We start from the raw sequence: 14,094 nt of genomic DNA on the forward strand, positions 1-14,094 counted from the left end.
GCCCCGCAGGGCGCCGTCGGTTGAACGGAAGGAGCCTCAGCGGCCCAGTTCGAACACCACGTCCAGGTTCACCGAGACGGTCGATTCACCCGGGGCGACCGGGGTGGCCTTGTCCATTGCCATGCCGGCGGCCTGCGCACGCATCATCGGCATCGGGCGGAAACCGCCACCGGCGTTCTCGGAAATGCTGACAATGCGGCGCACCTGCAGGCCAAGCGACTTCGCATAGGTCTGGGCACGGGCCTGGGCCTTCTTCAGTGCCGCCAGGCGCGCTTCGTCATAGACCGGCTCGGGCTGGTCGATCTCGAACTGCGGGCCGTTGATCTGGTTGGCGCCCTGCGCGGCCAGCGCGTCCAGCACCTTGCCCAGCTTGGCGATGTCGCGGACCTTCAGGCTGACGGTGTTGCTGGCCTGGTAGCCGGTGATCTTCGGGGCTTCGTTGTCGGCATAGCGGTACTGCGGGTTGAGGCTGACGCCGCTGGTCTGCACGTCGCGCTCGGCGATGCCGGCGGCCTTGATCGCAGCCAGGACCTTGTCCATCTGCTGGGCGTTCTGGCGCATGGCGCTGTTGCCGTCGGCGGCCTGGGTGACCACGCCGGCCGACAGCGTGGCCACGTCCGGCACGCGGGTGGCTTCGGCGTTGGCCGAGATGTTCAGCAGGGTGCCTTCGGCCGCGGCGGCGATCGACGGCGACGACGGGTCGGCATGGGCGGTCATCGAAGCTCCAAGAGCGAGGGACAGGGCAAGCAGCAGCGGGGTGGCGGTGCGACGCATGGGATCTCCTTGTTGTGGCGGTGAGGGTGGTGTCGTAGCGATGAACGCGTTGTGAGTCCGTTCGGGGTTGCAGGCGCCGGGGAAGGATTGTCCGACGATTCAGGTACCGGCGTCAGGTTATGCTGTGTCGATGCTCTATCTTGCTTCCCGCTCCCCCCGACGCAACCAGCTGCTGGCCCGACTCGGACACCCTTTCCAGGCGTTGGACCTGGAGGTCGTCGAGCAGCGCGCGGCCTCTGAAAGTGCCCAGGACTATGTCTGCCGGGTCGCCGCCGACAAGGCGCGCGCCGGCCTGGCACGGGTGCTGGCCGATGACCCGCAGGCGCGGGTGCTGGGCTCGGATACCGAAGTGGTGCTCGATGGCGAAGTATTCGGCAAGCCGGCCAACGCCGCCGACGCGCGGGCGATGCTGGCACGGCTGGCCGGGCGCACCCATCAGGTGATGACCGCCGTGGTGGTGGTGGACGCGCGCGGGCTGGACAGCGAACTGGTTGTTTCCGAGGTCACCTTCGCCGCCATCGAGTCCGCCGACATCGCTGCCTACGTCGCCACCGGCGAGCCGCTGGACAAGGCGGGTGCCTATGCCATCCAGGGCGGTGCCGAGCGCTGGATCGAACACCTTTCCGGCAGCTACTCCGGTGTCATGGGGTTGCCGTTGCTGCATACCGATCGTCTGCTGGCACGCTGCGGCGTGCTGGCCCCAACTGCTGATGCCGCCAGGGAGGCTGCCGATGTCTGAGGAAATCCTGGTCAATGTGACCCCGCGCGAAACCCGGGTCGCGGTGATCGAGAACGGCATGCTGCAGGAACTGCACATCGAGCGCGGTTGGCGCCGGGGTGTGGTCGGCAACATCTACAAGGGCAAGGTACAACGGGTCATGCCGGGCATGCAGGCCGCATTCGTCGAAGTGGGCCTGGAGCGCGCCGCGTTCCTGCACGCCAACGACGTGGTGCGGCCGGCGCCGGTGGCCAGCGCCGATACCGAGAACACGACCCTGCCGCCGCCGTCCAGCGTGCCGATCGTGGAGCTGCTGCGCGACGGCCAGGACATCGTTGTGCAGGTGGTGAAGGATCCGATCGGGACCAAGGGCGCACGCCTGACCACCCAGATCAGCATTCCCTCGCGCTACATGGTGCTGCTGCCGCAGTCGAAGGTGGTGGGCGTGTCGGCGCGCATCGAGGACGAAGGCGAGCGCGCGCGGCTGAAAGCGCTGGTGACCGAACTGTCGGCCCAGCACGGCGGCTACGGCTACATCGTGCGCACCAATGCCGAGGGCCAGCCGGCCGAGGCCATCGCCGAAGACATCGCCTACCTGTCACGGGTGTGGAACGTGGTCGAGCGCCGCGGCCGCGAGGCGGCGTCGTGCAGCAACATCTATGAAGACCTGAGCCTGCCGCTGCGTTCGGTGCGCGACCTGATCCGCAAGGACGTGGACAAGGTGAAGGTGGACTCGAAGGAGACCTTCGCCCAGCTGCAGGCGTTCGTGGCCAAGTACATGCCGGTGCTGGCGGAGAAGATCGAGCTGTACAGCGGCGATCGTCCGATCTTCGACATGTTCGGGGTCGAGGACGAGATCGGCCGTGCGCTGGACAAGCAGGTACCGCTGAAATCCGGTGGCTACCTGGTGATCGACCAGACCGAGGCGATGACCACCATCGATGTCAATACCGGCTCGTTCCTCGGCCAGCGCAACCTGGAAGAGACGGTGTTCCGCACCAACCTGGAGGCCGCGCAGGCGGTGGCCAGGCAGCTGCGCCTGCGCAACCTGGGCGGCATCATCATCATCGACTTCATCGACATGGATGACGCCGAACATCGCCGCCAGGTACTGCGTACCCTGGAAAAGGCGCTGGCCCGCGACCATGCCAAGACCACGGTGTACGACTTCTCGCCGCTGGGCCTGGTGGAGATGACCCGCAAGCGCACGGTGGAAAGCCTGGAGCGCCAGCTGTCGGAAACCTGCCCGCAGTGCAGTGGCCGCGGCACCATCAAGACCACCGAAACGGTGACCTACGAGATCTTCCGCGAGATCACCCGCGCGGTGCGTCAGTTCGATGCCGCGCGCCTGCTGGTGATCGCGTCCAGCAAGGTGGTGGCGCGGATCACCGATGAGGAATCCACGGCCGTGGCCGAGCTGGAGGAGTTCCTCGGCAAGAGCATCCGCTTCCAGGCGGACGAGCAGTACCTGCAGGAGCAGTTCGATGTTGTTCTGCTCTGATCCAGGCCGACTGTCTGCCTTCGGTGGCCGATGAGCGCGCCGCCGCGCCTGCGACTGCGAAGGATCCGCCGTCATTTCATCGCCGCATGCGCGGTTGGCCTGGTCGGGCTTGCCCTGCTGGTCGGCACCCTCAGCCAGCTGTTGCCGCTGGCTGAGCGCCATCCGGACCGGATCGCGGCCTGGCTGAGCACGCGCGCCGGGCAACCGGTGCGCTTCGAACGCCTGGACACCGCTTGGACCCGACGTGGTCCACTGCTGCAGTTGAAGGGCCTGCGCATCGGCGCGGGCCAGGGCCTGGCCATCGGCGATGCCGAGGTGCTGGTGTCGATGTACAGCGGCCTGTTGCCGGGCCGCTCGCTGACCGAACTGCGCCTGCGCGGCCTGGCGCTGGACCTGCAGCAGGCCGCCGATGGCCGCTGGTCGGTGCGCGGCCTGCCGCAGTCCCGCGCTGGCGGCGATCCGCTGGATGCGTTGCGCCGGCTGGGCGAACTGCAGGTGATTGGTGGCCGCCTCGGCGTGCATGCGCCAGCACTGGGTGTCGACGCCACCCTGCCACGTATCGACCTGCGCCTGCGCGTGGATGGCGACCGCCTGCGGGTGGGCGTGCGTGCCTGGGCACAGACCGACGCCTTGCCGCTGACGGCGGTGCTGGACCTGGATCGCCAGCGCGGCAACGGCGAGGCCTGGGTAGGCGCCGATCCGATCGATTTCCGTTCCTGGGCGCCGTTGCTGGCGGCCGGCGGCATGCGCCTGCGCGAGGGCAAGGGCGAGCTCAACCTGTGGCTGACCCTGCGTGATTTCGCCCCGGTGGCGCTGACCACCGATTCGGACCTGCGTGATCTGCGTGTCGAAGGCGCGCCGATGCCTGGCGTGGCGCGCCCGGAGATTCAATTGCAACGGCTGCAGGCGCGCCTGCGTTGGCAGCGGACGGCAGAAGGCTGGGCGCTGCAGGTGCCGCGCCTGCGCCTGCAGGCCGATGGCAGCCAGCAGCAGCTGGACGGGCTGCAACTGCGGGTGGGCAAGCAGATGCAGGTGCAGGCCGCAGCAGCGCAGGCGGGTACCGCGTTGCGCGCGCTGGCGCTCAGCGACCGCCTGGACGCGGGCCTGCGGCATTGGCTGTACCTGGCCAAGCCACAGCTGGACGTGGCGCAGCTGCAGTTGCGCGGCCAGCAGGATGGCCCGTTGTGGGTGCAGGGCGAACTGCAGTCGCTGGGCTTTGCCAGTGTTGGCAACTCGCCGGGCCTGCGCGGCCTGGGCGGCCGCTTCGAGGGCGATGCCAACGGTTTCAGCCTGCAGCTGCAACCCCAGCGCCAGCTGCAGTTCGATTGGCCGACCGGTTTCGGCGTGCGTCACGACCTGCATCTGGCCGGGCAGATCGTCGGTTGGCGTGACGAGGCCGGTGGCTGGCGCATCGGCACCCCGGCGATGCGTGTGGAAGGCACCGACTACGCTGCCGACGTGCGCGGTGGTCTCTGGTTCCAGGGCGATGGCACCCGGCCGTGGATGCAGCTGGCGGCCAAGCTGGACGACGTACCGATGACCGCGGCCAAGCGTTTCTGGATCCATTCCAGGATGAGCAAGGGCGCCACCGACTGGCTGGACATGGCCTTGGCCGGCGGCCAGGTGCGCAACGGCATCGGCCTGGTCAGTGGTGACCTGGACGACTGGCCGTTCGACAACAACGATGGCCGCTTCGAGGCCACCGGCCACATCAGCAACGGTGACATCCGCTTCCAGCACGATTGGCCGTTGATGGGCCAGGTCGATGCCGATGTCGCCTTCATCGGCCCTGGCTTCCACATGCAGGGGAGCGGCGATCTGGCCGGCGTGGCAGTACAGACGTTCGAAGCCGGCATCCAGGATTTCGGCCAGCAGCCACTGTATGTGCGCGCCGACAGCCAGGGCGACGCCGGCAAGTTGCTGGCGATGCTGCGGCAGAGCCCGCTGCACAAGGAATACGGCGACACCCTGGACAACCTCGCGGCAAGCGGGCCGGCCAACGTGCATTTCGACCTGTTGCAGCCCCTGCATCATGACCAGGGCGGTGGCCACCTGCAGGGCACGGTGGACCTGGCCGGGCTGAAGCTGGTCGACAAGCGCTTCCAGCTGGAATTCGACAACATGCGCGGGCAGGCCCGCTACAGCAACGCCGGCTTCGCCGCCGAGGAACTGGCCGTGCGCCACCTCGGCCAGGACGGCCGGCTGAGCCTGCGCGCCGGTGGATTCGTGCGTGACCCCAAGCTGGCCTTCGAATCGGAACTGGCCGCCACGCTCGATGCGGGCGTGCTGATCGACCGCGCACCGGAAATGGCCTGGTTGAAGCCCTACATCAACGGTACCTCGCCGTGGACCATCGCGGTGAACCTGCCGAAGGTCGCGCCGGGTACACCAGCGCCGCCCAGCGAGCTGCGCCTGCGCTCGGATCTGCTGGGCACCCGCCTGGACCTGCCGGCACCGCTGCAGAAGCCGGCCAACGAACCGCTGCCGACCACCGTGGCCGCACAGCTGCCGATGGGCGCCGGCCGCATCGACGTGGCGTTCGGCCAGCGTCTGGCGCTGGCCGCGCGCAGCCACAACAACCAGACCGGCGTGCAGGTCACCCTGGGCAGCGACCACGTTGACCGCGAACCACCGCCCAGCGGGCTGACCATCAATGGCCGCAGCCCGACCCTGGATGCGCTGGAATGGATCGGCCTGGCCCGTGGCGCCGGTGGCGATGGCGACCCGATGCCGCTGCGCGCCGTGGACGTGCAGGTCGGCCAGCTGATGCTGATCGGCGGCGTGTTCGAGCAGACCCGCCTGCAGCTGCACCCTGGCCCGCAGGCGCTGGACGTGCGCCTTGATGGCCCCTCGCTGGCCGGCAAGTTGAATGTGCCCAACGCCGATGGCGGCACCATCAGCGGCCAGCTCGAGCGCGTGTACTGGCAATCGCTGCCGACCCTTCCCGGAGCCACGGCGGCACCGGCGCGGGTGCAGGCCGGTGCCGACGACATGGACCCGGCCAAGCTGCCGCCGTTCGCACTGGACATCGCCGACCTGAAGTTCGGCAAGGTCGTGCTGGGCCAGGCCGTGCTGCGTACGCGGCCGATCGCCAATGGCCTGAGCGTGGAACAACTGCAGTTCCGCGCCCCCAGCCAGGAGATCGACATCCGTGGCCGTTGGCTTGGCAAGGGTGGCGGTTCGCGAACCGCGCTTGATGCGCAGGTGCGCAGTGAAGACCTGGGCGGGTTGCTGCAGAACCTCGACTACGGCGGCCAGCTGCGCGGCGGCTCCGGCCACGCCCAGCTGCAGGCCTCATGGCCCGGCGGTCCGTCGGACTTCCAGCTTGGCAACCTGCAAGGCCAGCTCGATGTGAATGCCCGCAATGGCCAGCTGCTGGAGCTGGAGCCGGGTGCCGGCCGCGTGCTGGGCCTGCTCAGCGTCGCCCAGCTGCCGCGGCGACTGATGTTCGACTTCCGCGACTTCTTCTCCAAGGGCTTCGCGTTCAACCAGGTCGAGGGCAGCGTGCAGTTCGGCGAGGGCATGGCCCGTACCGACAAGGTGTTGATCGAAGGGCCGGCAGCGAACATCACCATCCGTGGCCAGGCCGACCTGCGGAAACAGCAGTTCGACCAGACCATCGACGTCAACCCGCGCGCCGGCAACCTGCTGACCGTGGTCGGCGCGGTGGCCGGCGGCCCGGTGGGCGCAGCGCTGGGTGCAGCCACCAATGCGGTATTGTCCAAGCCATTGGGCGAGATCGGTGCCCGCACCTACAAGGTGACCGGCCCCTGGAAGGAGCCCAAGGTGGAGGTGATCGAGCGCAGCCGCGAACGTGCGCCAGTACCCGCACCGCCGCCGCGCCTGCCGCCGTTGCCGGCCGTGCCGCCGACCGTCACCGAACCACCGCCACCGCGCTGAGCGCGGCCCCCGTTTCCCCAGGGCGGCCTTGCCTGACCGCCTTCACACCTCCAGATCGAGACCATGACTGACAACGCCCTGACGCTTGCCCAAGATCGCCTGTTGCGCCCCGGTGGCCTGGATACCGCTGGCCTGGAGCGCACCTTCGGCCAACTGCTCGGCCCCGGTGTCGACTTCGGCGACCTGTACTTCCAGCACGCCCGGCGCGAAAGCTGGAGCGTGGAAGATGGCATCGTCAAGGACGGCGCCCATTCCATCGAGCAGGGCGTGGGCGTGCGCGCGATTGCCGGCGAGAAGACCGGCTTTGCCTATTCCGATGACATCCATGCCGGTGCATTGCTGACCGCAGCGCAGTCGGCACGTGCGATCTCGCGCGAAGGCGGCGCACAGACCGGGCGTTCGCTGCTGCGCGGCGATGCGCGCGTGCTGTATCCGGCGCTGGACCCGATCGACGGCATCGGCAACGAAGCCAAGGTCGAGGTGCTCAAGCGCCTGGACGGCTACCTGCGCGCGGCCGACCCGCGCGTGAAGCAGGTGATGGTCAGCCTGTCCGGTGGCGTCGATACCGTGCTGGTTGCCCGCACCGATGGTGTGCTGGGCGCCGACGTGCGCCCGCTGGTGCGGTTGAACGTGCAGGTGATCGTCGAGCAGAACGGCCGCCGTGAGTCGGGTTATGCCGGCGGCGGCGGTCGCTATGGCTATGAAGCGCTGTTTGCCGATGGCCGCCCGGAAGCCTTTGCGCGCGAGGCGCTGCGGCAGGCCCTGGTGAACCTGGAAGCGGTGCCGGCGCCGGCCGGGGTGATGCCGGTGGTGCTGGGCCCGGGCTGGCCGGGCGTACTGCTGCACGAGGCGGTCGGCCATGGCCTGGAAGGTGACTTCAACCGCAAGGGCACCAGTGTCTACGCCGGCAGGATCGGCGAGCGCGTGGCTGCCCCGGGCGTGACCATCGTCGACGACGGCACCCTGGATGGGCGCCGTGGTTCACTCAACATCGACGACGAAGGCCACCCGACCCAGTGCACCACGCTGATCGAGGACGGCATCCTGGTCGGCTACATGCAGGACAGCCTCAACGCGCGGCTGATGGGCGTGGCGCCGACCGGCAACGGCCGTCGCGAGTCGTTCGCGCACATGACCATGCCGCGCATGACCAACACCTACATGCGCGCCGGCCAGCATGACCCGCAGGAAATGATCCGTTCGGTGAAGAAGGGCCTGTACGCGGTCAATTTCGGCGGCGGCCAGGTCGACATCACCAGCGGCAAGTACGTGTTCTCGGCCACCGAGGCCTACCTGATCGAGGACGGCCGGATCACCGCTCCAGTGAAGGGCGCGACCCTGATCGGCAATGGCCCGGAAACCATGCAGAAGGTGCGCATGGTCGGCAACGACCTGGCCCTGGACGAGGGCGTGGGCATCTGTGGCAAGGACGGGCAGAGTGTGCCGGTCGGTGTCGGCCAGCCGTCGCTGCTGATCGAGGGCATCACCGTCGGCGGTACCCAGGCCTGAGCACGGCGATGGCCACAGCCACCGCCATGCCCGACGGGGACTCAGTCCTCGTCGGTGTCGTCGACCGGTTCGTCTGCCTCGACCTCCTCACCGGACGCCTTCAGGCCGAGCGCGGCCGGCAGCATCAGCGCGCGCAGCACCTGGAAGATCTCGCGGTAGGCGCGCGGCGGCTTGTTCTTGGCCTTTTCGGCCTGGGCGTTGCGCACCAGCGTGCGCAGCTGCTGGCGGTCGGCCTGCGGATGGTCATCCAGCAGCGCGGCCAGCGCCTTGTCGCCCTCATTCATGAGGCGTTCGCGCCAGTCTTCGACACGGTGCATCATCGCCACTTCGCGGCGCCCGGTTTCGCTGTTGGCATCCAGCGCATCGCGGATCGCGTCCAGCGCGGCATCGTCCTCGCGGCGCATGTGCTTGGCCAGGAACGCCAGCTGCCGCTTGTGCGCGATATGGGCGGTGATGCGCTTGCACTCGGCGATGTGCGGCAGCAGGTCCTCCGGGATCGGCAGGCGCGCCAGCTGGGCCGGGGTCAGCGACACCAGCTTCTCGCCCAGGGCCAGGACGTCCAGCGCATCGCGCCGGTTCTGGCTGCGGCTCTTGTCGTGGAATTCACCGGTTTCTTCGTCGCGTCCGCGCATCGTCCATACCTGATTTCAAAAAAAGTCGCCCGGCGTGATGCCGGGCCCAACCCGCACAGGATAAAGCATTGAACGTGATCGCCCCTGAAGTCGCCGTCGGCGACGACAGCCCGGCCCGGCTGGAACGGCTGGCCGACATCTCCCAGCAGCTGCTGCAGCGTGCCCGCGCGCTGGGTGCCAGCCAGGCCGAGGTCAGCTGCAGCGAAGACCGTGGGCTGGAGGTCAATGTCCGTCTCGGCGAGGTCGAGACCGTGCAGTCCACCCGTGACCGCGGCATTGCCGTGACCGTCTACTTCGGCCAGCGCAAGGGCAGTGCCAGCACCGCCGACCTGCATGAGGCCAGCCTGCTGGCCACCGTCGAGCAGGCCTGCGCGATCGCCCGCCATACCGAGGACGATCCAGCCGCCGGCCTGGCGGAGGCCGACCTGATGGCCCGCGACTTCCCCGAACTGGATGGCTGGCACCCCTGGGAGCTGCAGGCCGACGAGGCGGTGGACCTGGCGCTGGCCTGCGAGGCGGCGGGCCGCCAAGCCGATGCGCAGATCCGCAATTCCGATGGCGCCTCGGTATCGAGCATGCAGAGCGTGTCGGTCTACGCCAATTCGCATGGGTTCATCGGCCGCGAGCGCGGAACCCATCATTCGATCGGCTGTGCGCTGATCGCCGGCACCGGCGATGGCATGCAGCGCGACGGCTGGTACACCGGCGCACTGGCCCGCGAGGATCTGGAAGATCCGGCCAGCGTCGGTCGCCGCGCCGCAGAGCGCACGATCGCCCGCCTGCAGCCGCGTTCGCTGCCGACCGGCAGCATGCCGGTGCTGTACGCGCCGGAAGTTGCGCGCAGCCTAGTGGGTCACCTGCTGTCGGCAGTCTCAGGCGGCGCGCTGTACCGCCAGGCGAGCTTCCTGCTGGACAGCGTCGACCAGCAGCTGTTCCCCGACTGGATGCAGATCGAGGAGCTGCCGCACCTGCGCCGTGGCCTGCGCTCGGCCGCCTTCGACGGCGACGGCGTGGCCACCCGTGCCTCGGCCCTGGTGCGTGACGGCGTGCTGCAGCGTTACGTGCTGGGCAGCTATTCGGCGCGCAAGCTGGGCCTGCAGACCACCGCCAATGCCGGCGGCGTGCACAACCTGCAGCTGGCGGCCAATGCCGGTTCGCTGCAGGACATCGCCGCGCAGATGGGCAACGGCCTGCTGGTGACCGAGCTGATGGGGCAGGGGGTGAACGGGGTGACCGGCGACTACTCGCGCGGCGCCGGCGGCTTCCGCGTGGAGAACGGCCAGATCCAGTATCCGGTGGATGGCATCACCATCGCCGGCAACCTGCGGGACATGTTCATGGCCATCGAGGCGGTCGGCAGCGATGTCGATCCGCGCTCGCATATCCGCACCGGCTCGATCCTGGTGGGACGGATGACGATCGCCGGCAATGATTGATGCCATTGATGGCGTAAGCTAGGCCCGCCTGACGCGACCGGCTTGCCGCCGGTCGGTCAAGACCACCCAAAAAAAAAGGAGTTTTGTCGTGAGCGAATTCGAGAACGTCCCGGCGGCGAGCAGCGTACCCGCTGACCAGCGCACCATGGCCCTGGTGGCGCACCTGCTGGGCATCTTCACCGGTTTCATTGGTGCCCTGGTCATCTGGCTGATCAACAAGGATGACGCCAGCAAGGCCTTCGTCACCGACCAGGCCAAGGAAGCGCTGAACTTCCAGATCACCGTCGCCATCGCGATGTTCGTCTGCATCATCCTGACCTTCGTGGTCATCGGTGTGTTCCTGGCGCCGATCGTCGGCCTGCTCAGCCTGGTCTTCAGCATCATCGCTGCGGTGAAGGCGAACAATGGTGAAGCCTACCGTTACCCGTTCGCACTGCGCCTGATCAAGTAAGCGGCAACGATCAACGACGTAAAAAGAAGCGCCCGGCAATGCCGGGCGTTTCCGTGTATGGCGCGTAGGGTAGCGCCGGGCCATGCCCGGCGAACGCGCAGCGCGGCAGATCCATGCCTGCAATCAGTGATCGCGTTCCACGGCCAGCGTGGCCAGCGCGCGCAGCGCATCGGCTTCTTCGTGATAGCCCGCCAGTGCCTGCTGCATGCGCGCGGAAAGTTCGCGCAGCTGCGCCTTGGCACCGTCCATGCCGAGCAGGGCAGGGAAGGTGCTCTTGTCCTGGGCCTGGTCCTTGCCGGCGGTCTTGCCCAGCTGTTCGGAACTGGCTTCGACATCGAGGATGTCATCGCGGACCTGGAAGGCCAGGCCGAGCGCATCGGCGAAACCATCGAGCTGGGCCAGCACGGGTTCGGGTGCATCACCGCACAACGCGCCCATGCGCACCGCAGCGCGGATCAGCGCACCGGTCTTCAGCGCATGCATGCGGGTGAGGGCTGCCAGCGACTGCTGCTGGCCGGTGGCATCGATGTCCAGCGCCTGGCCGCCGCACATGCCGGCCGCGCCGGAGGCATGGGCCAGGGTCTGCAGGCACGCCACGCGCAATGCCGCCGGCAGCGGTGCATCGGCCAGCAGGCCGAACGCACGGGTCTGCAGGGCGTCGCCGGCGAGGATCGCGGTGGCTTCGTCGAAGGCGATGTGGGTGGTGGGCTTGCCACGGCGCAGGGCATCGTCGTCCATCGCCGGCAGGTCGTCGTGCACCAGCGAGTAGGCGTGGATCAGTTCCACCGCCATCGCCGCGGCATCAAGCCTGTCCAGGGGCGCGCCGAACACCTGGCCGGCGGCATAGACCAGCAAGGGGCGCATGCGCTTGCCGCCACCGAGCACGGAATGGCGCATCGCCTGGTGCAGGCGTTGCGGGGCTTCGGCCGGTGAGGGCAGGGCGGCGTCGAGCTGGCTTTCGATACGGTCGCGCCAGCGCGCGAACAACGCCTCAGCCGTCATGGCTGGGCGGATCGAAGGGTTCGGCGGTTTCGGGCTGGGCCGGATCGCTGAGCAGGCGCACGCGCAGTTCGGCCTGCTCCAGCGCCTGCTGGCACTGGCGGTACAGACCAACACCACGTTCGTAAGCACTGAGCGAGGCTTCCAGGCTCAGCTCGCCGGTTTCCATCTGCTCCACCAGCTGTTCCAGCGATTCGAGCGACTGCTCGAACTGGGCGACCGGGGAGGCGTTTTCGGGGGACTTCTTGGCCATGCGACAAGTGTGGACGGCGCGCGCGCAAGGGTCAATTCACCAGCCGCCCGGATGCCACTGCAACTGCGCATTGCGTGCCTGCAGCCAGGCCTGCAGCGGTGCGGCAATGACTACATCGGCGGCCGCCAGCAGCTGCCCCTGGTCGAACAGCAGGGGCAGCTGTGCGCGTCGCCAGGGCGCCAGGTGCTCGCGCTGCAGGCAATCCTTCAACGCGGATGAATGCGTACGGCCGGACAGCACGATGCGCTCGCCGCCCTGGCGGGCACGCAGGTCCAGCGGGTGTTCGAAGCGGTCCGTGCCGAGCAGGCGCAGCTGGCCGCCGTCGGGCAGCTGCAGCGGTGCACGGCCGTCCCATGCTGCCTGCCAGCCCTTCGGCAGGACCGGCAGCGCTGCCGGCAGCAGGTAGGCGTGCTGGCGCCACTGGCGGATGGCGTGCTGCTGCCAACGCACCTGCGACTGCCGATCGGCGCCTGCGGCCATCAATTCGTTCTGTACTTGCCGCAGCACATGCGCCGGCAACGGGGCTGCGCCATGGCGGCGCACCCACGCACGCAGCACGCGCGCAGCACGCTCCGGTGCAACCTGGCGCAGCAGCTCCAGCGACAGCACCCGGGGTGCCACTTCCAGGTGAGCGAGCAGTTCGGCGTCTTCTTCATTGAGCAATGCACGGGTCTGCGCGCAATGCGCGGCGCTGCCGGCCAATGCGGCAGTGGCATGCGGCCAGCGCTGGCGCAGCAGTGGCAGTACCCGCAGGCGCAGGAAATTGCGGTCGGCGTGGTCTTCGCCGTTGCTGGGGTCTTCGATCCACTGCAGGCCGTGTGTCGCCGCGTAAGCCTGCAGCGCGCTGCGCGGCACATCGAGCAGTGGCCGCCACAGCCGATGGCCATCGAGGCGGCTGTCAGCGGTCATCGCCGCCAGCCCATCGATGCCCGAACCGCGCAACGCACGCAGCAGGAAGGTCTCGGCCTGGTCGTCCTGGTGCTGGGCCAGCGCCAGGGTTTCCCCGGCCTGCAGCTCGGCGCTGAATGCAGCGCGACGTGCCAGCCGGGCGGCCCCTTCGATGCCATGGCCGTCATCACGGCTGACCTGCACGTGGTGCACGGCCAGTTCGATGCCCAGCACCGCGCATTGCTGCTGGCAGTGCTGCACCCAGTCATCGGCAACCGGTTGCAGGCCATGGTGTACGTGCACGGCACGCAGCGGCGTGCCGGCCGCCTGTGCCGATCGCCACAGCCAGTGCAGCAGCACGGTGGAATCCAGGCCGCCGCTGTAGCCGACCAGCAGCGGTGCATCAAGCGGAACGAGGGCGGGGAAGGCGGTCACGGCGGCAAGTATAGGGTGGGTGGGTGAGTCGGCAGGGCTGCGCCCTGCACCCGCCGAAGCGGTAGTGCCGGCCGCTGGCCGGCAACCTGAGCAGCAACAGCAACAGCAACAGCAACAGCCGAAGCAAAAGCCGGCATTCCGTGGGATGGCGGGGTGGGTCCGGTTGCGGGGGACGCTGCAAGTACGTCCATGTAAGCTCGGTCGCGCCTTGCTCGAGTGCGCAGTCCTGCGCACACGGCAAGACCGGGGTTGGGCGTCCTGCCCAACCCGCCCGAGGCATGCCTCGGGCCCATGGCGCTCACGCCCCCGCAACCGGACCCACCCCGCCTTCGACAGATCTCCGCGATCTGTTGGAACGGCATGGCCTGCCCTTGGTGGGTGTCGACCTTGGTCGACACGTAGATCCACGCCATGCGTGGATGAATTTCAATCGAAATTGAATATCTCGACAGTTGATCGAAGAGCATCCACGCATGGCGTGGATCTACCAGACACCGGGAAACTGTCAGAGGTGGGGCGGTGTCGGATTGCGGGGTGTCAGCCGCATGGATGCGGCTGCCAAGCCTACAAGGACGTACTTGCGGCGTCCCCGCAATCC

At 68.3% G+C, this 14,094-nt stretch carries 11 protein-coding genes; 6 read left to right on the top strand and 5 right to left on the bottom strand.

The window, feature by feature from the left end; genetic code table 11:
* Nucleotides 1-36: 36 nt before the first annotated feature.
* Nucleotides 37-774, bottom strand: a complete 738-nt coding sequence (locus J2X70_RS20175) for an SIMPL domain-containing protein (RefSeq protein WP_025879289.1) — start codon at nucleotides 772-774, stop codon at nucleotides 37-39.
* 130 nt (nucleotides 775-904) lie between these two features.
* Here J2X70_RS20175 and J2X70_RS20180 point away from each other — a divergent pair, with 130 nt between their 5' ends.
* The 4 genes from J2X70_RS20180 to tldD all read left to right on the top strand — a co-directional run bounded on the left by J2X70_RS20180 (nucleotide 905) and on the right by tldD (nucleotide 8,402).
* Nucleotides 905-1,513: a Maf family nucleotide pyrophosphatase gene (locus tag J2X70_RS20180; RefSeq protein ID WP_025879288.1), complete on the top strand. Its 609-nt coding sequence runs from the start codon at nucleotides 905-907 to the stop codon at nucleotides 1,511-1,513.
* Nucleotides 1,506-2,993 carry a ribonuclease G gene (rng, locus tag J2X70_RS20185; RefSeq protein ID WP_025879287.1) on the top strand — a complete coding sequence of 496 codons (1,488 nt, stop codon included), beginning with the start codon at nucleotides 1,506-1,508 and terminating at the stop codon, nucleotides 2,991-2,993. The genes J2X70_RS20180 and rng overlap by 8 nt, the downstream gene beginning before the upstream one ends.
* Nucleotides 2,994-3,023: 30 nt before the next feature.
* On the top strand, nucleotides 3,024-6,893 hold the full coding sequence (locus tag J2X70_RS20190) for a YhdP family protein (protein WP_025879286.1): 3,870 nt from the start codon (nucleotides 3,024-3,026) through the stop codon (nucleotides 6,891-6,893).
* Nucleotides 6,894-6,956: 63 nt separating this feature from the next.
* Nucleotides 6,957-8,402, top strand: coding sequence for a metalloprotease TldD (tldD, locus tag J2X70_RS20195; RefSeq protein WP_025879285.1), 1,446 nt, complete (start codon nucleotides 6,957-6,959; stop codon nucleotides 8,400-8,402).
* 41 nt (nucleotides 8,403-8,443) lie between these two features.
* On the opposite strand, the gene yjgA is transcribed toward tldD, so the two are convergent.
* Nucleotides 8,444-9,034 (bottom strand): ribosome biogenesis factor YjgA, encoded by a 591-nt coding sequence (yjgA, locus tag J2X70_RS20200; RefSeq protein ID WP_309911876.1) that lies wholly within the window; start codon nucleotides 9,032-9,034, stop codon nucleotides 8,444-8,446.
* A 68-nt stretch (nucleotides 9,035-9,102) separates the two neighbouring features.
* Between yjgA and pmbA the strand changes: the two genes are divergently transcribed.
* On the top strand, nucleotides 9,103-10,470 hold the full coding sequence (gene pmbA / locus J2X70_RS20205; protein WP_025879283.1) for a metalloprotease PmbA: 1,368 nt from the start codon (nucleotides 9,103-9,105) through the stop codon (nucleotides 10,468-10,470).
* 88 nt (nucleotides 10,471-10,558) lie between these two features.
* Nucleotides 10,559-10,921 (top strand): DUF4870 domain-containing protein, encoded by a 363-nt coding sequence (locus J2X70_RS20210; RefSeq protein WP_025879282.1) that lies wholly within the window; start codon nucleotides 10,559-10,561, stop codon nucleotides 10,919-10,921.
* Nucleotides 10,922-11,044: 123 nt separating this feature from the next.
* On the opposite strand, the gene J2X70_RS20215 is transcribed toward J2X70_RS20210, so the two are convergent.
* From J2X70_RS20215 to tilS, 3 genes are read right to left on the bottom strand one after another with little or no spacing between them, the layout of a single operon-like run.
* Nucleotides 11,045-11,923: a farnesyl diphosphate synthase gene (locus tag J2X70_RS20215; RefSeq protein ID WP_025879281.1), complete on the bottom strand. Its 879-nt coding sequence runs from the start codon at nucleotides 11,921-11,923 to the stop codon at nucleotides 11,045-11,047.
* Complete coding sequence (locus J2X70_RS20220; protein ID WP_006381978.1) at nucleotides 11,913-12,173, bottom strand: exodeoxyribonuclease VII small subunit; 261 nt, start codon at nucleotides 12,171-12,173, stop codon at nucleotides 11,913-11,915. Before J2X70_RS20220 ends, J2X70_RS20215 begins: the two co-directional genes overlap by 11 nt.
* 36 nt (nucleotides 12,174-12,209) lie before the next feature.
* A complete protein-coding gene (gene tilS, locus J2X70_RS20225) occupies nucleotides 12,210-13,496 on the bottom strand; it encodes a tRNA lysidine(34) synthetase TilS (protein WP_309911880.1) in 1,287 nt (428 codons plus the stop codon).
* Nucleotides 13,497-14,094 lie beyond the last annotated feature (598 nt).

The sequence above is a fragment of the Stenotrophomonas sp. 1337 genome (genome assembly GCF_031455455.1).
Classification (GTDB): domain Bacteria; phylum Pseudomonadota; class Gammaproteobacteria; order Xanthomonadales; family Xanthomonadaceae; genus Stenotrophomonas; species Stenotrophomonas indicatrix.

Excerpts from the sequence above, each read along its gene's own strand:
- tldD (WP_025879285.1), top strand. The coding sequence starts at position 6,957 with ATGACTGACAACGCCCTGACGCTTGCCCAAGATCGCCTGTTGCGCCCC.
- J2X70_RS20215 (WP_025879281.1), bottom strand. The coding sequence starts at position 11,923 with ATGACGGCTGAGGCGTTGTTCGCGCGCTGGCGCGACCGTATCGAAAGC.
- yjgA (WP_309911876.1), bottom strand. The coding sequence starts at position 9,034 with ATGCGCGGACGCGACGAAGAAACCGGTGAATTCCACGACAAGAGCCGC.
- rng (WP_025879287.1), top strand. The coding sequence starts at position 1,506 with ATGTCTGAGGAAATCCTGGTCAATGTGACCCCGCGCGAAACCCGGGTC.
- J2X70_RS20190 (WP_025879286.1), top strand. The coding sequence starts at position 3,024 with ATGAGCGCGCCGCCGCGCCTGCGACTGCGAAGGATCCGCCGTCATTTC.
- J2X70_RS20220 (WP_006381978.1), bottom strand. The coding sequence starts at position 12,173 with ATGGCCAAGAAGTCCCCCGAAAACGCCTCCCCGGTCGCCCAGTTCGAG.
- J2X70_RS20175 (WP_025879289.1), bottom strand. The coding sequence starts at position 774 with ATGCGTCGCACCGCCACCCCGCTGCTGCTTGCCCTGTCCCTCGCTCTT.
- J2X70_RS20180 (WP_025879288.1), top strand. The coding sequence starts at position 905 with ATGCTCTATCTTGCTTCCCGCTCCCCCCGACGCAACCAGCTGCTGGCC.